Raw genomic sequence first — 16,606 nt, forward strand, 5'->3', positions numbered from 1 at the left:
TAAAAGAATAACAATGGCAGTCAAGGTATTAGTGGTCGACGATTCGAGTTTCTTCCGCCGTCGGGTCAGCGAAATCATCAATCAGGATCCCCTGATGACGGTGATCGACACGGCCCAGAACGGGCGGGAGGCGGTAGACAAGGCGCAGCAGTTGCGGCCCGACGTCATCACCATGGACATTGAAATGCCGGTGCTCGACGGCATCAGCGCCGTGCGAGAGATCATGGCCAAGTGTCCGACCCCCATCCTGATGTTCTCCTCCCTGACCCACGAGGGAGCCAAGGCAACCCTGGATGCGCTGGATGCGGGCGCCCTCGATTTTCTGCCCAAGAAGTTTGAAGACATCGCCCGGGACAAGGACGAAGCCGTCAACCTGCTGCAGCAGCGGGTCAAGGAGATCGCTCGCAAACGCTTCCTGATGGCGACCCGGCCCCGCGCCCCCGAGCCTGCCGCCCGGCCCGCCGTCACGGGGACCCTGAATCGCCCCTTGGCCGAACGCCAGCCCGAGCCTGTGCGGGCAGCGGCGGCTCCCGCCGCGTTCAAGCGCAGCGGCAAGAGTTACCAGCTAGTTGCCATCGGTACCTCCACCGGCGGGCCGGTGGCACTGCAGAACGTGCTGACCAAGCTGCCGGGGGATTTCCCTCATCCCATTCTGCTGATCCAGCACATGCCAGCTACCTTCACCGCTGCCTTTGCCGCCCGCCTCAACGGGCTGTGCCAGATAGGGGTCAAGGAGGCGCAGGACGGCGACGTGCTCAAGCCGGGTCAGGCCTATCTTGCCCCCGGTGGCAAGCAGATGCTGCTGGAAGGGCGCGGGCCCGGTGCCCGTCTTCGCATCATCGATGGCAATGACAAGGTCAACTACAAACCCTGCGTGGACATCACCTTCGCCTCCGCCGCCAAGACCTATGGCGACAAGGTGCTGGCCATCGTCCTGACCGGCATGGGCGCGGATGGCCGCGACGGTGCCCGTCTGCTCAAGGAGCAGGGGGCGACCATCTGGGCGCAGGATGAAGCCTCCTGCGTGGTCTATGGCATGCCCCAGGCCGTTGCCAAGGCGGGCATAGCAAGCGAATCCCTGCCGCTGGATCGGGTGGCCCAGCGCATTCTGGTCGAGTTGGGTCGCTGACCATGGGCATGCTCGGCCTGGTGCTGGCGCTGGGGGCCGTCGCCATCGCCCAGTGGTGGCATGGCGGCAGCCTGCTGACCCTGCTGGATGGCCCGGCCTTTGTCATCGTCGTCGGGGGAACCTGGGGGGCGGTGATCTTGCAGACTCCCCGCAGGTACCTGCTCAGTGCCCTGAGGCAGGCGACCTGGATGCTGTTTCCGCCGCAGCTGGATCTTGCGGAGCAGGCCGAGCGCCTGAAGACGTGGGCCCAGTTCGCCCGCCAGCAAGGCTTGCTGGCGCTGGAAAACCAGGCCGAGGCCGAGCCCGATCCCTTCACCCGCCAGGGGCTTTCCATGATTGTGGATGGCGTCTCCATCGAGGATATCCGCAGCCTGCTGGAGGCGGACATCGACATCGAGCAGGAGCGCAACGAGCACTCGGCCAGGGTGTTCGAGTCCATGGGCGGGTACAGCCCCACCATCGGCATCATCGGGGCCGTGATTGGCCTCATCCAGGCCATGTTTCATCTGGAGGAGCCAGGCACCCTGGGGGCGGGCATTGCCGTGGCCTTCGTCGCCACCATCTACGGGGTGGGCTTTGCCAACTTGCTCTATCTGCCGATTGCGAATCGGTTGCGCGCCTTCCACTACCATTACGGCCTCTATCAGGAGATGACCCTGGAGGGGCTTCTGGCCATCGCCCACGGGGAGAACGGCCCGCAGGTTGAAAGGCGGTTACGGGCTTATCTGAAAGGGGAGTAGCCATGCGCAAGCGCTATCGTTTGCACCTGCAAGGGCGAGAGCATCTCGATCGCTGGCTGGTCTCCTATGCCGATTACATGACGCTCATCTTCGCCCTTTTCGTTGTGCTCTACTCCGTTGCCATCGTCAACAAGGAGGAGTACCGCGCCGTCATCGAGGGCATGACCCAGGCCTTCAACCAGGCGCCGCGCAGCGATGGCCTGCTGGAAGGGCGGGGTAATTCCTTGCTGGACAACCCGGTCTCGGCCGCCCCCAGCCTGCTGGAGAGCCAGGCCTCTGTGTCCCCCTCGCGTGCCCCCATCACGGGTACGCCCGTCTCGCAAGATGGCACGGCTCTTGCGCAGATCGACATGCAGATCCAGGAGTCCATGGGCGCCCTGGTCGATGCGGGGGTGGTGAAGCTTGCGCAGGATGACAACTGGCTGACGGTGGAGCTGAGTTCAGGTCTCCTGTTCAACAGTGGCAGCGCTTTTCTGGGGAACAATGCCGCACCCGTGCTCGATACGCTTTCAGGTATTCTCAAACCGGTCGATAACTATGTCAGGGTGCGGGGCTACACGGATAACCAACCGATAAACAACGAAATTTTCCGCTCCAACTGGACATTGTCAGCGGCCCGCGCCGAGGCAGTGCTCAATGCGCTGGTGGGCAAGGGGGTGGCTCCCGGTCGGCTAGCCTACGAGGCGTACGGAGAGTTTTCCCCCTTCGTCGACAATGGCACCGAGCAGGGACGATTACAGAATCGCAAGGTGGTGGTCGCCATATCCAGGTTCGCCTGGGTGCCACCAGCCCCCGTCAAACCGCTGACGGTGGCGCCGGTGCAGGACGCACCGCAGAGTGTCGACAGTGAAAAGATCAGGGTGATCGCGCTGCCCGGTGGGGGCATACGCATAACAACAAGGCAGGATTGATACAGTGATTGTTTGGACGGTTGCCAATCAGAAGGGTGGAGTCGGTAAAACCACCACGGTCGTCTCCCTGGCGGGCATTCTGGCCCAGCGTGGCCAGCGGGTACTGCTGATCGACACCGACCCCCACGCCTCCCTGACCTCCTATCTCGATTTCGACTCGGACAGGCTGGAAGGCACCCTGTACGAGTTGTTCCAGGCGGCCAAACCCAGCGCCGAGCTGGTCAACCGGATGACCCTCAAGACCCGATTCGAGAACATCAGCCTGCTGCCCGCCTCGATTACCTTGGCCACGCTGGATCGGGTGATGGGCAACCGGGAAGGGATGGGGCTGGTGCTCAAGCGCGCTCTGCTGCGGGTGCAGGATCAGTTCGACTACGTGCTCATCGACTGTCCGCCGGTGCTGGGGGTCATGATGGTGAACGCGCTGGCGGCCTGCGATCGCATCCTGGTGCCGGTGCAGACCGAATTCCTGGCCCTCAAGGGGCTGGAGCGGATGATGAAGACCTTCGAGATCATGCAGCGCTCCAAGCGGGAGAAGTTCCGCTACACCATCATTCCGACCATGTTTGACAAGCGTACCCGCGCCTCCCTGATGACATTGCAGTCCATCAAGGAGCAGTATGGGGAGGCGGTGTGGAATGCGGTCATTCCCATCGACACCAAATTCAGGGATGCCAGTCTGGTGCACATTCCTCCCTCCATCTATGCACCGGGCAGCCGGGGCACCTATGCCTATGAGACCCTGCTCAACCATCTCGACGCGCTGGAGCGTCAACGGACCCAGGAGGTGATGCCGTGAGAGAGACCACCCAGGTTCGGGCCATGGACGACTATTTCCACTCCCTGCTGCTGGACGATGCCCTGCTGCGGGAAGATCCCGAAGACGAAGCACCGGCTCCTGCGTTGCAACGTCAGACCGTCGCCGTGCCGGAGGTGGCTGCCACCCCCTATCTTGAAACCGATACCCGACTGGCCCAGCTGAGCGAGCTGCTTGCCCAGGTGGGACAGGTCCAGTTCGAGATGGATGCCCTGAGCCACGAAGAGGTGCATGTCGAACCATTCCAGCTCGAGGCAGAGGTGGTTGACAGTGAGCCTCTGGTCGCCCTGGCAGAGCCGGTGGTGGAAGCCGTGGTGGAGGAGGTCGAGCCCGTCGCCCTCGCGGTGGCAGAACCCGCACCCGCCCTAGAAGCGGCGCCCGCACCGTCGACCTGGGAGAACCTGGATACCGGCAACGAGTTTCAGGCGCTCTTCTTCGACGTGGCCGGGGTGACGTTTGCGGTGCCTCTGACCGAGTTGGGGGGCATCCATCAACTGGGGGAGGTGACCTCTCTCTTCGGCCAGCCGGGCTGGTACAAGGGGATCATGACCTCCCGCGAGCAGAAGATGAACGTGGTGGACACGGCCCAGTGGGTCATGCCGGGCCAGCATCTGGAGATGGACGATTACAAATATCTGATTATGCTGGGAGAATCACCCTGGGGATTGGCCTGTCACCAGTTGAAGGGCACAGAACTGCTGCACCGGGACCAGGTGAAGTGGCGCCATCAGGAGGGCAAGCGCCCCTGGTTGGCCGGCATGGTCAAGGAGAAGATGTGTGCCCTGCTGCACGTCAGGGAGCTCTTGCTGCTGCTTGGCCGGGGCGTGAACATCGAAGGCCGCTGACAACGTCGGCATCGCCATGGTTTTATTGCTAATTTTACCCGTTGACGGGTTCATACAAGGATCAAGAAGATGACAGAGAAGCGCAATATTGCACAGAATCTGGCCGAAGACGAAGTGCTGCAGTGGGTGACCTTCCAGTTGGAAAACGAGACCTATGGCATCAACGTGATGCAGGTTCAGGAAGTGTTGCGCTACACCGAGATCGCTCCGGTCCCGGGTGCACCTGACTACGTGCTGGGGATCATCAACCTGCGTGGCAACGTGGTGACCGTCATCGATACCCGCTCCCGTTTCGGCCTGCCGGCCGGGGACGTGAGCGAGAACTCCCGCATCGTCATCATCGAGGCGGAGAAGCAGGTGATCGGCATCATGGTGGACAGCGTGGCCGAGGTGGTCTATCTGCGCTCCTCCGAGATCGATGCCGCCCCGGCGGTGGGCACCGAGGAGAGCGCCAAGTTCATCCAGGGCGTCAGCAACCGTGACGGCCAACTGCTGATCCTGGTGGATCTCAACAAGCTGCTCTCCGACGAAGAGTGGGAAGACATTGGTTCCCTGTAACAGGGACGGGAACGTGCGGACGGGGGCGATGGCACCTGTCCGCCTCCCTGTGACGGTAAGGTGATGGTTTGATGATTGAATTTGCAGCCTTGGGGTTGTCCTTGCTCGCACTGGTGCTGGCCCTTTACGGGATCCTGGGACACCGTCGTCGCCAGCGAGAGTCCGAGGCCAGGGTGGAAGCGCTGCAGGGGCAGCTCGAGAGTCTGCGCAAGCAGATGATGGAGTTGCACACGGGCGCCATCGGCATGGGTCAGCGTCTGCAAGCCGCAGAAGGGGCCATGCAGAAGATCCACGACAGCCAGCAGGAGCTGACGTTGCAGGATCCGGAGCGCCGCCTCTACAGCCGCGCCGCCAAGATGGTGGAGCTTGGTGCCGATCTGGACGAGGTGATGAGCGAGTGCGAGTTGCCCCAGGCGGAAGCGGAGCTGCTTATTTCCCTGCGAAAGGGACGCAGCTGACGGATGTGTCGCGGGGAGGCCGGTGCCTCCCCGCTTTCTGTTCGGCCCGTGGCCACCTCTTTCTCGATGCCGGGACGGTGATAATCCTTTGGCATCAATCTCTTTGGTGGGGGCGCGATCTTCCCCACAAATCCTGTTGATTATTGGCATCTTTGAAAAGACGCCTCCGGATCCTGTGTTAAGATGCAGGCCGCCTCATTTTCAACGATTACATCCCCATGCTGCTTCAAGCGAACAATCTGAGCTGCGTGCGTGAAGATCGCACCCTGTTTGAACATCTCTCCTTCGCGGTGCGTGCCGGGGATTTGATGCAGATTGAGGGTCCCAACGGGGTGGGCAAGACCAGCCTGTTGCGCCTGCTCACCGGCCTCTCCCAGCCCTTTGCTGGCGAGGTGTGCTGGAATGGGGAGAATATCCGCCATTGCCGGGATGAATACCACGCCAGCCTGCTTTACCTGGGCCATCAGCCCGGCGTCAAGGCGACCCTGACCCCCCTTGAGAATCTCTCCTTCTACCAGAAGCTTCATGGCCCTGCCGGGGACGGCGTGGATCTCTGGCGGGTGCTGGCCCAGGTCGGCCTAGCCGGTTTCGAAGACTATCCCGCGGGGCAGCTCTCCGCCGGGCAGCAGCGACGGGTGGCGCTGGCCAGGTTGTGGCTGAGCGAGCGACCGGCGCTCTGGATCCTGGACGAGCCCTTCACCGCCATCGACAAGCAGGGGGTCAGGGTGCTGGAGCAGTTGTTCCTCGCCCACGCGGACAGGGGGGGCATGGTGGTCCTTACGACCCACCAGGATCTGACCCTGATGCAGGGACGGCTCAAGACCCTCTCCCTGACCTCGCTGTTGCAGGAGTAGCCCATGCTGCGCGCCGTCATACACCTTATTCACCGCGAGTTGCTGATGGCCCTGCGCCAGCGCGCCGACATCTTCAACCCGCTCTGGTTCTTCCTCATTGTCATCACCCTGTTTCCATTGGGGATCGGACCCGAGCCCCAGTTGCTGGCCCGCATCGCTCCCGGCATCATCTGGGTGGCGGCCCTGCTGGCGGCCATGCTCTCCCTGGAGCGGCTGTTTCGTGACGACTTCAGTGACGGCGCCCTGGAGCAGATGATGCTGATGCCCCATCCCCTGGGGTTGCTGGCCCTGGCCAAAGTGATCGCTCACTGGTTGCTGACCGGTCTGCCGCTGTTGCTGGTCTCCCCCTTGCTCGCCATCCTGCTCTCCCTGGAGCTGAAGACCTATCTGGCCGTGGTGGCCACCCTGGCGCTCGGTACGCCGGTGCTGAGCCTGCTCGGGGCAGTCGGAGTGGCGCTGACCGCAGGGCTGCGCAAGGGGGGCGTGCTGCTCAGCCTGTTGCTGCTGCCGCTCTATATTCCGGTGCTTATCTTCGCCACGTCCGCCATCGACGCGGCCAGCATGGGACTGCCCTATGCCGGTCAGCTCGCCATCCTGGGGGCCATGCTGGTGGGGGCATTGACTCTGACGCCCCTGGCCATCTCGGCGGCGTTGCGGGTGAGTGTCAACTGATTGATTTGGTGAAAAGATTTTCGTTTGAAGCCTTGTTAGGGGCGAGATAGTTGAGATAGATCAAGGGGATGGCTGCTTATTGCTTTCGGGGGATATGATGTTTTTCCCCCATGGGTATGGTAGCCCTCGCCACTTAAAAATTAATAACTGAAAGGTTTCGTGAGCTATGTGGAAATGGTTGCACCCTTATGCCAAACCCGAGCGCGCCTATGGGCTGGCCGGCACCCTGCTGCCCTGCTTTGCCGTGACAAGCCTGCTTGCCTTCATCATCGGCACCGTTTGGGGGCTGGCTTTCGCACCCGCCGATTACCAGCAGGGCGACTCTTTCAGGATCATCTATATCCATGTGCCCTCCGCCATCCTCTCCATGGGCGCCTACTCCACCATGGCGGTGGCCGCCTTCATTGGCCTGGTGTGGCAACTGCGCATGGCAGACATGACGGTGGCGGCCATCGCCCCGGTGGGGGCCGTCTTCACCTTCATTGCCCTCTTTACCGGCGCCGCCTGGGGCAAACCCATGTGGGGCACCTGGTGGGTGTGGGATGCCCGGCTCACCTCCGAGCTCATCCTGCTGTTCCTCTATCTGGGTGTCATCGCCCTCTACAACGCCTTCAGCGACAAGGTGGTGGCGGGCCGCGCCGCCGGCATCCTGGCGCTGGTCGGGGTGATCAACCTGCCCATCATCCACTACTCGGTGGAGTGGTGGAACACCCTGCACCAGGGGGCCACCATCACCAAGTTTGACAAACCCTCCATCTCCCCCGAGATGCTGTGGCCGCTGCTCATCATGATCCTGGCGTTCGCCGCGTTTCTCGGTGCCCTGACCCTGATGCGTTTTCGCAATGAGCTGCTGATGCGGGAGTGGCATCGCCCCTGGGTCGCCGACATCGCCAGGCAGGAGAAGTAAGCATGCACTTTGCCTCGTTCAGTGATTTCATGGCCATGGGAGGCTATGCCTTCTACGTCTGGCTCTCCTTCGGTCTGACCCTGCTCTGCCTGGTCGGCATCGTCATTTCCACCCGGTTGAAGACCCGCAGCCTGCTCGGCGAACTGCGCAACAAGCAGGCTCGGGAGGCACGCCGCAAGGCAGCCCAGCAGATGGAGAACACCCTATGAACCCACGCCGCAAGAAACGCCTCACCATCATCCTGGCCATCAGCCTGGGCCTTGCCAGCGTGACTGGCCTGGTGCTCTATGCCCTGAGTCAGAACATCGACCTCTTCTACACCCCGAGCGAGCTGGTGGAAGGGAAGGGGCCGGAGAAGATCAAGCCCGAGGAGGGGCAGCGCCTGCGCATCGGTGGCCTGGTGGTGCCGGGGTCTGTGGTGCGGGATCCCCAGAGCCTCAAGGTAGCCTTCAAGCTGGTGGACAACGGCGGCCATCTGGTGACGGTGGAGTTTGACGGTATCCTGCCGGATCTCTTCCGGGAAGGGCAGGGCATTGTCGCTCAGGGCACCCTCAAGGATGCCACCACGGTCGCCGCCTTCGAGGTGCTGGCCAAGCACGACGAGAACTACATGCCGCCGGAAGTGGCCGACGCCACCAACGGCATGCACTTCAAGCCCGAATACACAGAGGCGCAGTTGCAGGGAGCCAAGCAATGATGCCGGTATGCGCCAAGAATTCACTTCTTTATACCGCCAAATCGGCAGATTTCTCCGTGCAATCTAGAGGGAATAGTCAATGATCCCGGAATTAGGGCAGTTCTCACTGATCCTGGCCTTCGCCACCGCCCTGCTGCTGGGCAGTTACCCGCTGATCGGGGCCCATCTCGGTCGTCTTGGCATGATGTCGGCAGCCCGCCCGCTCGCCTACAGCCAGTTTCTGCTGCTGCTGCTGTCGTTTCTCTGCCTCACCTGGGCCTTTATCGACAACGACTTCACCGTGCAGTACGTGGCCACCAACTCCAACAGCCTGCTGCCCCTGCAATACCGCATCTCGGCGGTGTGGGGAGCCCATGAAGGCTCGCTGCTGCTCTGGGTGCTGACCCTGGGGGGCTGGACGGCGGCGGTGGCCCTCTTCAGCCGTCGCCTGCCGCTCGATGCAGTGGCGCGGGTACTCGGGGTGCTCGGCCTTATCTCGGTGGGCTTCACCGCCTTCGTGCTGTTCACCTCGGATCCTTTCACCCGCACCCTGCCGTATTTCCCGGTGGACGGGCGGGATCTCAATCCGCTGCTGCAGGATCCCGGTCTCATCTTCCACCCCCCCATGCTCTACATGGGGTATGTGGGCTTCTCGGTGGCCTTCGCCTTCGCTATCGCCTCCCTGATGACGGGGCGTCTGGACGCCACCTGGGCGCGCTGGTCCCGTCCCTGGACCATGGCGGCCTGGGTCTTCCTGACGCTGGGCATCGTGCTCGGCTCCTGGTGGGCCTATTACGAACTCGGCTGGGGTGGCTGGTGGTTCTGGGACCCGGTGGAAAACGCCTCCTTCATGCCCTGGCTGGCGGGCACGGCCCTGCTCCACTCCCTCGCGGTGAGCGAGAAGCGCGCCACCTTCAAGGCCTGGACCGTGCTGCTGGCGCTCTCGGCCTTCTCCCTGAGCCTGCTCGGCACCTTCCTGGTGCGTTCCGGCGTGCTGGTGTCGGTCCATGCGTTTGCCTCGGACCCGACCCGGGGTCTGTTCATCCTGGGCTTCCTGCTGGCGGTGATAGGCAGCTCCCTATTGCTGTTCGCCTTCAAGGGCTCCCAGGTGAAGAGCCACGGCAAGCATGAGCTGTGGAGCCGGGAGACCCTGCTCCTTGGCAACAACATCCTGCTGGTGGCGGGCCTGCTCACCGTGCTGCTCGGCACCCTGTTGCCCCTGGTGCACAAGGAGCTGGGGCTTGGCAGCATCTCCATCGGCACCCCCTTCTTCAACCACATCTACAGCTGGCTCATCATCCCCTTCGCCCTGCTGCTGGGGGTGGGCCCCCTGTTCCGCTGGCGCCGCCAGGATCTCGGTGAGCTCAAGGGCAAGGTGATGCTCGCCCTGGTGCTGAGCCTGGCCGCGGCTCTGCTGTTGCCCAAACTCTTTGCCGAGGCGTTCAAACCCTGGGCTGCGCTCGGTATCGGGCTTGGCGTCTGGATCATCGTCACCAGCGTGCAGGAGACCTGGGCGCGGGCCACCCACAAACACGGTTTTGCCACCGGCGTGCGCAAGCTTGGCAACAGCCACTGGGCCATGATCCTGGGGCACGTGGGGCTCGCGGTCAGCATCATCGGCATCGCCTGCACCCAGAACTACAGCATCGAGAAGGACCTGCGGATGCAGGCCGGTGATCGCGTTCAGTTCGCCGATTACGAGTTCGTCTTCACCGGCATCAAGGAGAAGAACGGCCCCAACTACGACGGTTTCAAGGGCGTGCTGGAAGTGCACCGGGATGGCAAGCAGGTTGCCCTGCTCAAACCCGAGAAGCGGATGTACACCGTGAGCCGCATGCCGATGACCGAGGCGGCCATCGATGCGGGGGTTACCCGGGATCTCTATGCGGCGCTTGGCGAGCAGCTCGACAACGGCGCCTGGGCGGTACGGATCTACTACAAGCCCTTCGTGCGCTGGATCTGGTTCGGCGGCGTCTTCATGGCCCTCGGCGGCGTGCTGGCCATGCTGGACAAGCGCTACCGCTTCGGACGTCGTGACGAGGAGGCCAAGGCATGAACAAAAAGACCTGGTTGTTTTTAATCCCCTTTATTTTGTTTTTATTAATGCTGGGGTTTCTTCTTAAGGGACTTGGCTCCGATCCCACCAAGCTCGAATCCGTGATGGTGGACAAGGAGGTGCCCGTGTTCACCCTGCAGGACATCTATGACCTGGGCAAGCAGCACGACAGGAGCATCCTCAAAGGGCGCCCCATGCTGCTCAACGTCTGGGCCACCTGGTGCCCGACCTGTTACGGGGAACACACCTACCTCAAGGAGCTGGCGGGGCAGGGGATCTACATCGTCGGCATGAACTACAAGGACGAGCGTGACAAGGCCATCAAGTGGCTGGCGGAGCTTGGCAATCCCTACCAGGTCAACCTCTACGATCCGGACGGCATGCTGGGGCTGGATCTCGGTGTCTATGGCGCGCCCGAGACCTTCTTGATCGACAGCCAGGGCATCATCCGCTATCGCCACGTGGGGGACATCAACCCAGACGTCTGGGCCAGTACCCTCAAACCCATCTTTGATGCCATGAAGTGAGGCCTCCCCGATGAAAACACTGATTGCATCCCTGTTGCTGCTGGCCGGTCTCGTCTGTGCCGGACAGGCCCGCGCCGCCATCGATGTCTACACCTTCGAGAGCGACGCCCAGGAGCAGACCTTTCGCGAGCTGACTAAGGAGCTGCGCTGCCCCAAGTGCCAGAACCAGGACATCGCGGACTCCAACGCCGGGCTCGCCAAGGATCTGCGGGACAAGACCTACCAGATGGTGCGCGAGGGCAAGGAGAAGCAGGAAGTGGTGGACTACATGGTGGCCCGCTACGGCAACTTCATTCTCTATGATCCCCCCCTGATGGCCTCGACCCTGATCCTCTGGCTTGGCCCCTTGCTGGTCATCGTGATTGGCGTCGTCACCGTGGTGGTGCGAAGCCGCCGCCATGCCCCTGCTCCCTTGCAACAGCCTGAAGGCACCCTGAGTGCAGAAGAGCAGGCCAGGCTGTCCGCCCTGCTCAAAGAGGAAGAGAAACCATGACCCCATTCTGGATACTGGGTGCGGCCCTGCTGGTGCTGGCGAGCCTGGCGCTGATCGTGCCGCTCTGGCGCGGCGAGGGCAGGCAGAGCATCAGTCGCTCGGCCCTCAACAAGCAGCTCTATCGCCAGCGCCTGCTGGAGATAGGGGAGGAGCGGGAGCAGGGGATACTGGCGGAGGAGCCGGAATCCCTGGTGGAGCTGCAGCGCAGCCTCCTGGACGACATTCCCGACGTGGAGCAGACCGCCCGTGGCGGCAAGAGCCTGATCTGGATCCCCGGTGTGCTGGTGCTGGCGGTGGTGAGCATCGGCCTCTACGCCAAGCTCGGCGCCTGGCAGGAGGTGAGCCGCTGGCAGGATGCCAGCAGCCGGTTGGGGGAGCTCAGCAATCGCATCCTGGTGGAGCGTGATGCCCGGGTGACCGAGCAGGATCTGCTGGACTTCACCCTGGCCCTGCGAACCCGGCTGAAAGAAGAACCGAACGACTACCGTGGCTGGCTGCTGCTGGGGCGCCTGACCCTGGATGGCAATGATCCCGAGATGGCCCGCGAGGCGCTGGAGCGTGCCTACGCCCTCGCGCCCCAGAAGGCCATGGTGGCGGTGCCCTATGCCCAGGCCCTGATGATGACGGGGGAGGAAGCCCGTGCGGATCAACTGTTGCAGGCGGTCATTGCCGAGGACCCGGCCAACATCGAGGCCCGCTCCGTCCACGCCTTCATGGCCCTGCAAAAAGAGGATTTCCAGACCGCCCTCGACCGCTGGCAGGGGATGTTGCCGCTGCTGGAGCCGGGCTCGGCCCGCTACACCATGGTGGAGCGCTCCATGGAGTACGCCAGGCAGCAGCTTGGCCAGCGTGGCATCGCCGTGACCACCCCGTCTGCCGAAGGCCAGGCACAAGCCGGGGTGCTGGCGGTGAAAGAGGGGGAGTTCCCCCTGCACATCACCCTGGCGCCGGGTATAAAGATGCCGGAAGATGCCCATCTGTTCGTCTTTGCGGTGATCCCCAACGGTCCGCCCATGCCCATCGCGGTCAAGCGCATTGCAGGCCCGCATCTCCCGCTCACCCTCTCCCTGGGGGACGGGGATGCCATGATGGAGGGGAGCAAGCTGGCGGCCCATGCCGAGCTGCAGTTCAAGGCGCGACTCTCCCGGGGCGGCAACGTCATGAACAAGGAAGGCGCCTTTGAAGGGGTTTCGGTCACCGTGCCGACCAGCACCATCCCCACAGCGCCGATTGACATCCGCATCGATCACGCCCTCTAATACGCTTTTGGCCCACCCCTTGGGGTGGGCACCCTGTATAATTCATATCAATACCCAAAAAAATCTTAGGACTTTCATATGTATCTGCGTTCAGGAGCATTGGCGGTGGCATTGCTGCTCGCGGGCTGTGCGGGCGGCCCTCCCAAGCCGGGCCCGGAGAGCCTGGATCTCGGCGAGACCCCGAGCCGCCCCGGGGCATCCAGCACGGCCAGCGATCCTCGCGACCCCTTCCAGGGGCCCAACCGTGCCATGTGGGCCGTCAACTATGACGTGCTGGAGCCCTATGTGGCGCGCCCCGTGGTACACGGCTATGCCCGCTATGTCCCGCAAGGGGTGAGGGACAGCATCGAGAATTTCGTGGACAACTTCGACGAGCCGAGCAGCATGGTAAACCACCTGCTGGTGGGTGATCTGAAAGGGGCCGGTACCAACCTGGGCCGCTTCACCCTCAACACCACTGTGGGCCTGCTCGGTCTGTTCGATGTGGCCAAGCATGCGGGCCTGGCTCGCAACACGCTGGAGATGGACACCGTGCTCGGCAAGGCCGACATCGGGGATGGCGCCTATCTGATGGTGCCGGTCTACGGTCCCACCACCACCCGGCAACTGGTAGGGGATACCATTGATACCATCTACTTCCCCTATGCCCTGCTGACCTTCCCGCTGAAGGTAGTGCACTGGGCGCTGGATGGCCTCGGTACCCGCTCCAAGCTGATCGATCAGGAGCGCATCATCGACAACGCGCTGGATCCTTACGCCCTGACCAAGGACTTCTACTTGCAGTACAACGATGGCAAGGTGACGGGCCGCAAACCCGAGCTCCAGGAGCAGAAACCAGAGGCGGCGGATGATGGCAACCTCGACGATTACATGGACGAGATAGACCAGTAAGCACGGTCATCTTCCACAAGGCGCCTGCGGGCGCCTTTGTTGTCGATGGCAGGTATTCGACCATAAAAAAACGCCCCGCAAGTGCGGGGCGTTTTGGCAAGAAAGGCTTATCAGGCAGCCAGGTTCTTGGCCACGAATTCCCAGTTGACCAGGGCCCAGAAGGTTTCCATGTACTTCGGACGCAGGTTGCGGAAATCGATGTAGTAGGCGTGTTCCCACAGGTCGACGGTCAGCAGCGGGGTGGTACCGGCTTCGGTCAGCGGGCAACCGGCGTTGGAGGTGTTGACGATGGCCAGGGAGCCGTCAGCCTTTTTCACCAGCCAGGTCCAGCTGGAGCCGAAGTTGCCGATGGCAGACTTGGTGAACGCATCCTTGAACTCGGCGAAGGAGCCGAAGGCCTTGGTGATGGCATCGGCCAGGGCGCCAGTGGGTTCGCCACCGCCGTTCGGGGAGAGGCAGTGCCAGTAGAAGGTGTGGTTCCAGATCTGGGCAGCGTTGTTGAAGACGCCACCAGTGGAGGTCTTGATGATCTCTTCCAGAGACTTGCCTTCAAACTCGGTACCCGGCACCAGGTTGTTCAGGTTGACCACGTAGGTGTTGTGGTGCTTGCCATGGTGGTATTCCAGAGTTTCCTGGGAGATGTGCGGTTCCAGAGCATTGATTGCATAGGGCAGAGCGGGAAGTTCGAAAGCCATTTTCTACTCTCCATTGGCTGGTCCGTGCGAAGGCGACGGTTGCAAGACATTGCGTACTCTTTTCTATCTTGAAAAGAATTTTTCTTGAAATGAGGGGGCCAGACGGCCCAAAGCCCGTCGATTGTAGCAGTATCAAAGATGGGCGAACAACCCTTGATTCTTGCCATGATCCGGATCAAGCTGCGGCGTATTGATGCATGACTTCTTTCATTCGCAACGGTTTGCCAGTTTGTGGTCTGCCCGGATTGCAGTAGAATGGCCGCCGAAATCGCTCCAGTGAGGCATTTATGGAAACTATTGAAAAGATCAAACAGCAGTTGGCTGAGAATCCCATCATCCTCTACATGAAGGGATCCCCCAAGCTGCCCAGCTGCGGTTTCTCTGCCCAGGCCTCCCAGGCCCTGATGTCCTGCGGCGAGCCTTTCGCCTATGTCGACATCCTGCAGAACCCGGACATCCGCGCCGAGCTGCCGAAATTCGCCAACTGGCCCACCTTCCCGCAACTGTGGGTCGAGGGCGAGCTGGTCGGTGGTTGCGACATCATGATCGAGATGTTCCAGGCCGGCGAGCTGCAGACCCTGATCAAGGAAACTGCCGCCAAGCACAAGCAGGATGACGCTGCCGCCGAATAAGGCCGCATCCATACCATGCAAAAAGGGGAGCCACTGGCTCCCCTTTTCTTTGTGCCCACGACAGACATCAGGCGATGCGTTCGAGGCGCGCCATGTAGAAGCCGTCGAAGCCGGTCTCGGCCGGGCTGACGTTGTGATCGCCGATCAGGCGGAAGTGCTCGTTGGCGGCGAGGAACTTGTCCACCTGCTGGCGGTTCTCCTCGGGCAGGATGGAGCAGGTGGCGTAGACCAGCAGGCCGCCCACCTTCACCATCTGGCTGTAGCGCTGCAGGATCTCCTCTTGCAGGGCGACCAGCACCGGCAGGCGCTCGGCGGTGTCGCGCCACTTGGCATCCGGGTTGCGCTTGAGCACGCCAAGGCCGGAGCAGGGGACGTCCAGCAGCACGCGATCGGCGCTTTCTTTAAGGCGCTTGACGGTCTTGCTGCTGGTGATGACCCGGGTCTCCACGTTGTGGGCACCGGCGCGGCGGGCGCGCTGCTTGAGGTTCTCCAGTTTCCACTCTTCCACGTCCATGGCCAGCAGACGGCCCTTGCCCTGCATCATGGCGGCCAGGTGCAGGGTCTTGCCGCCGGCACCGGCACAGGCGTCGATGACCCGCATGCCGGGCTTGACGTCGAGGGCCGCGGCCACCAGCTGGGAGCCGGCATCCTGCTGCTCGAAGCAGCCGTCGGCAAAGGCCTGGGTACGGAACAGGGCGGCGTCCGAGGTCACTTGCAGGGCGGTCTCCACTCCGTCGACGGGCACTGTGGTGACATGCTCTTTGGCCAGCATGGCTTGCAGCTCGTCCCGGGTGCACTTGAGGGTGTTGACCCGCAGGTAACGCTTGGGCATCCAGGCCAGGGCGGCACGCTCGGCCGGCCAGGCGTCGCCCAGTTGCTCGCTGCCGAGTTTTTCCAGCCAGGCAGGGCAGCCGTCCATCAGCACGGGGTTCTTCTTGGCCTCGGTCAGGCGGCGGCGGAACGCCTCCTCGTTGAAGCGATCCAGGGTCGGGTGGTTGGGCTGATCTATCTTGTGGAAGGCGTGCCAGCTGTGCAGCAGCGGCCAGACATTCTTCTCCGCCTGACGGACCTGGATGCCGGTGAGGAAGCAGTAGAGGCTGAGGCGGCGCAGCAGATCGCCGGTGACCAGGGCAATCCTTGCCTGTTCTTGCGGTTTGAGTTCGATGCCGGAGAAGTGACGTGCATAGGCGCGGTCGAGGGTAAGACCCTGACCCAGCACATCGTCAACGATGGCAACGACCAGATCCCCGAAACGGGGCAACAGTGGGGACTTGAGCATGAGATTAACCTTGGCCAAAGAAAGAGTGAACCGGCCCCGTCGAAGAGGGGTTCTGGAACGGACAAATCCGCGCCATGATAGGGGCTAGTCTGCATTGGTGCAACCTTCCCCATTCGGGGAATGTACAGAGGATGTTGCTGGACTAATCGGACCAGCGGGCAAATGATGCCGTGGCAGTTCAGGTGAATCCGTTTAAAAAGGAATTAA

The 16,606-nt window shown here is 62.3% G+C and carries 20 protein-coding genes; 18 read left to right on the forward strand and 2 right to left on the reverse strand.

The features are described 5' to 3' along the window. Positions 1-13 precede the first annotated feature (13 nt). The 17 genes from C3F36_RS17430 (at position 14) to C3F36_RS17510 (ending at position 13,793) form a co-directional block, all read left to right on the forward strand. The gene (locus tag C3F36_RS17430) at positions 14-1,129 is read left to right on the forward strand and encodes a protein-glutamate methylesterase/protein-glutamine glutaminase (protein ID WP_045525213.1); all 1,116 of its coding nucleotides are present in this window, start codon (positions 14-16) and stop codon (positions 1,127-1,129) included. A gap of 2 nt (positions 1,130-1,131) precedes the next feature. Beyond that, entirely contained in the window at positions 1,132-1,869 is a 738-nt protein-coding gene (locus tag C3F36_RS17435) for a flagellar motor protein (protein WP_164882629.1), read from the forward strand. A 2-nt stretch (positions 1,870-1,871) separates the two neighbouring features. Next, entirely contained in the window at positions 1,872-2,780 is a 909-nt protein-coding gene (locus tag C3F36_RS17440) for an OmpA family protein (protein WP_104455536.1), read from the forward strand. A gap of 4 nt (positions 2,781-2,784) precedes the next feature. Then, positions 2,785-3,579 (forward strand): ParA family protein, encoded by a 795-nt coding sequence (locus C3F36_RS17445; protein WP_010673940.1) that lies wholly within the window; start codon positions 2,785-2,787, stop codon positions 3,577-3,579. Next, entirely contained in the window at positions 3,576-4,442 is an 867-nt protein-coding gene (locus C3F36_RS17450; RefSeq protein ID WP_104455537.1) for a chemotaxis protein CheW, read from the forward strand. Before C3F36_RS17445 ends, C3F36_RS17450 begins: the two co-directional genes overlap by 4 nt. A 69-nt stretch (positions 4,443-4,511) precedes the next feature. Then, positions 4,512-5,000: a chemotaxis protein CheW gene (locus C3F36_RS17455; RefSeq protein WP_010673942.1), complete on the forward strand. Its 489-nt coding sequence runs from the start codon at positions 4,512-4,514 to the stop codon at positions 4,998-5,000. 71 nt (positions 5,001-5,071) lie between these two features. Further along, positions 5,072-5,458: a DUF2802 domain-containing protein gene (locus C3F36_RS17460; RefSeq protein ID WP_010673943.1), complete on the forward strand. Its 387-nt coding sequence runs from the start codon at positions 5,072-5,074 to the stop codon at positions 5,456-5,458. Between the two features lie 218 nt (positions 5,459-5,676). Then, positions 5,677-6,312 (forward strand): cytochrome c biogenesis heme-transporting ATPase CcmA, encoded by a 636-nt coding sequence (ccmA, locus tag C3F36_RS17465; protein WP_039039903.1) that lies wholly within the window; start codon positions 5,677-5,679, stop codon positions 6,310-6,312. A gap of 3 nt (positions 6,313-6,315) precedes the next feature. Further along, on the forward strand, positions 6,316-6,984 hold the full coding sequence (gene ccmB, locus C3F36_RS17470; RefSeq protein ID WP_010673945.1) for a heme exporter protein CcmB: 669 nt from the start codon (positions 6,316-6,318) through the stop codon (positions 6,982-6,984). A gap of 166 nt (positions 6,985-7,150) precedes the next feature. Beyond that, a complete protein-coding gene (locus C3F36_RS17475) occupies positions 7,151-7,891 on the forward strand; it encodes a heme ABC transporter permease (RefSeq protein ID WP_104455538.1) in 741 nt (246 codons plus the stop codon). A gap of 2 nt (positions 7,892-7,893) precedes the next feature. Continuing rightward, complete coding sequence (gene ccmD, locus C3F36_RS17480) at positions 7,894-8,100, forward strand: heme exporter protein CcmD (RefSeq protein WP_039039901.1); 207 nt, start codon at positions 7,894-7,896, stop codon at positions 8,098-8,100. Continuing rightward, positions 8,097-8,588 carry a cytochrome c maturation protein CcmE gene (gene ccmE, locus C3F36_RS17485; protein WP_010673948.1) on the forward strand — a complete coding sequence of 164 codons (492 nt, stop codon included), beginning with the start codon at positions 8,097-8,099 and terminating at the stop codon, positions 8,586-8,588. The genes ccmD and ccmE overlap by 4 nt, the downstream gene beginning before the upstream one ends. Positions 8,589-8,667: 79 nt before the next feature. Then, positions 8,668-10,623 carry a heme lyase CcmF/NrfE family subunit gene (locus C3F36_RS17490; protein WP_041212639.1) on the forward strand — a complete coding sequence of 652 codons (1,956 nt, stop codon included), beginning with the start codon at positions 8,668-8,670 and terminating at the stop codon, positions 10,621-10,623. Continuing rightward, positions 10,620-11,150, forward strand: a complete 531-nt coding sequence (locus tag C3F36_RS17495) for a DsbE family thiol:disulfide interchange protein (RefSeq protein ID WP_104455539.1) — start codon at positions 10,620-10,622, stop codon at positions 11,148-11,150. The genes C3F36_RS17490 and C3F36_RS17495 overlap by 4 nt, the downstream gene beginning before the upstream one ends. Before the next feature lie 10 nt (positions 11,151-11,160). Beyond that, positions 11,161-11,643, forward strand: a complete 483-nt coding sequence (locus C3F36_RS17500) for a cytochrome c-type biogenesis protein (RefSeq protein WP_039039897.1) — start codon at positions 11,161-11,163, stop codon at positions 11,641-11,643. Then, entirely contained in the window at positions 11,640-12,902 is a 1,263-nt protein-coding gene (gene ccmI, locus C3F36_RS17505; protein WP_104455540.1) for a c-type cytochrome biogenesis protein CcmI, read from the forward strand. Before C3F36_RS17500 ends, ccmI begins: the two co-directional genes overlap by 4 nt. 78 nt (positions 12,903-12,980) lie before the next feature. Then, the gene (locus tag C3F36_RS17510; protein WP_029314176.1) at positions 12,981-13,793 is read left to right on the forward strand and encodes an MlaA family lipoprotein; all 813 of its coding nucleotides are present in this window, start codon (positions 12,981-12,983) and stop codon (positions 13,791-13,793) included. A 110-nt stretch (positions 13,794-13,903) separates the two neighbouring features. Here the strand turns inward: C3F36_RS17510 and sodB are convergent, their stop codons facing one another. Further along, positions 13,904-14,488 (reverse strand): superoxide dismutase [Fe], encoded by a 585-nt coding sequence (sodB, locus tag C3F36_RS17515; protein ID WP_010673954.1) that lies wholly within the window; start codon positions 14,486-14,488, stop codon positions 13,904-13,906. 287 nt (positions 14,489-14,775) lie between these two features. Between sodB and C3F36_RS17520 the strand changes: the two genes are divergently transcribed. Continuing rightward, positions 14,776-15,120, forward strand: a complete 345-nt coding sequence (locus tag C3F36_RS17520; RefSeq protein WP_010673955.1) for a Grx4 family monothiol glutaredoxin — start codon at positions 14,776-14,778, stop codon at positions 15,118-15,120. Between the two features lie 67 nt (positions 15,121-15,187). On the opposite strand, the gene C3F36_RS17525 is transcribed toward C3F36_RS17520, so the two are convergent. After that, on the reverse strand, positions 15,188-16,399 hold the full coding sequence (locus tag C3F36_RS17525) for an RsmB/NOP family class I SAM-dependent RNA methyltransferase (RefSeq protein WP_010673956.1): 1,212 nt from the start codon (positions 16,397-16,399) through the stop codon (positions 15,188-15,190). Between the last annotated feature and the right edge of the window lie 207 nt (positions 16,400-16,606).

Origin of the sequence: Aeromonas sp. ASNIH2 (genome assembly GCF_002934795.1) — a bacterium.
GTDB classification, from domain to species: domain Bacteria; phylum Pseudomonadota; class Gammaproteobacteria; order Enterobacterales; family Aeromonadaceae; genus Aeromonas; species Aeromonas caviae.

Bases quoted from the DNA above. Each gene is read 5' to 3' on its own strand.
- C3F36_RS17455 (WP_010673942.1), top strand. From the start codon at position 4,512: ATGACAGAGAAGCGCAATATTGCACAGAATCTGGCCGAAGACGAAGTG.
- C3F36_RS17510 (WP_029314176.1), top strand. From the start codon at position 12,981: ATGTATCTGCGTTCAGGAGCATTGGCGGTGGCATTGCTGCTCGCGGGC.
- C3F36_RS17490 (WP_041212639.1), top strand. From the start codon at position 8,668: ATGATCCCGGAATTAGGGCAGTTCTCACTGATCCTGGCCTTCGCCACC.
- C3F36_RS17440 (WP_104455536.1), top strand. From the start codon at position 1,872: ATGCGCAAGCGCTATCGTTTGCACCTGCAAGGGCGAGAGCATCTCGAT.
- C3F36_RS17430 (WP_045525213.1), top strand. From the start codon at position 14: ATGGCAGTCAAGGTATTAGTGGTCGACGATTCGAGTTTCTTCCGCCGT.
- C3F36_RS17520 (WP_010673955.1), top strand. From the start codon at position 14,776: ATGGAAACTATTGAAAAGATCAAACAGCAGTTGGCTGAGAATCCCATC.
- ccmA (WP_039039903.1), top strand. From the start codon at position 5,677: ATGCTGCTTCAAGCGAACAATCTGAGCTGCGTGCGTGAAGATCGCACC.
- C3F36_RS17460 (WP_010673943.1), top strand. From the start codon at position 5,072: ATGATTGAATTTGCAGCCTTGGGGTTGTCCTTGCTCGCACTGGTGCTG.
- C3F36_RS17500 (WP_039039897.1), top strand. From the start codon at position 11,161: ATGAAAACACTGATTGCATCCCTGTTGCTGCTGGCCGGTCTCGTCTGT.
- ccmD (WP_039039901.1), top strand. From the start codon at position 7,894: ATGCACTTTGCCTCGTTCAGTGATTTCATGGCCATGGGAGGCTATGCC.
- sodB (WP_010673954.1), bottom strand. From the start codon at position 14,488: ATGGCTTTCGAACTTCCCGCTCTGCCCTATGCAATCAATGCTCTGGAA.
- ccmE (WP_010673948.1), top strand. From the start codon at position 8,097: ATGAACCCACGCCGCAAGAAACGCCTCACCATCATCCTGGCCATCAGC.
- C3F36_RS17435 (WP_164882629.1), top strand. From the start codon at position 1,132: ATGGGCATGCTCGGCCTGGTGCTGGCGCTGGGGGCCGTCGCCATCGCC.
- ccmI (WP_104455540.1), top strand. From the start codon at position 11,640: ATGACCCCATTCTGGATACTGGGTGCGGCCCTGCTGGTGCTGGCGAGC.
- ccmB (WP_010673945.1), top strand. From the start codon at position 6,316: ATGCTGCGCGCCGTCATACACCTTATTCACCGCGAGTTGCTGATGGCC.
- C3F36_RS17495 (WP_104455539.1), top strand. From the start codon at position 10,620: ATGAACAAAAAGACCTGGTTGTTTTTAATCCCCTTTATTTTGTTTTTA.
- C3F36_RS17525 (WP_010673956.1), bottom strand. From the start codon at position 16,399: ATGCTCAAGTCCCCACTGTTGCCCCGTTTCGGGGATCTGGTCGTTGCC.
- C3F36_RS17475 (WP_104455538.1), top strand. From the start codon at position 7,151: ATGTGGAAATGGTTGCACCCTTATGCCAAACCCGAGCGCGCCTATGGG.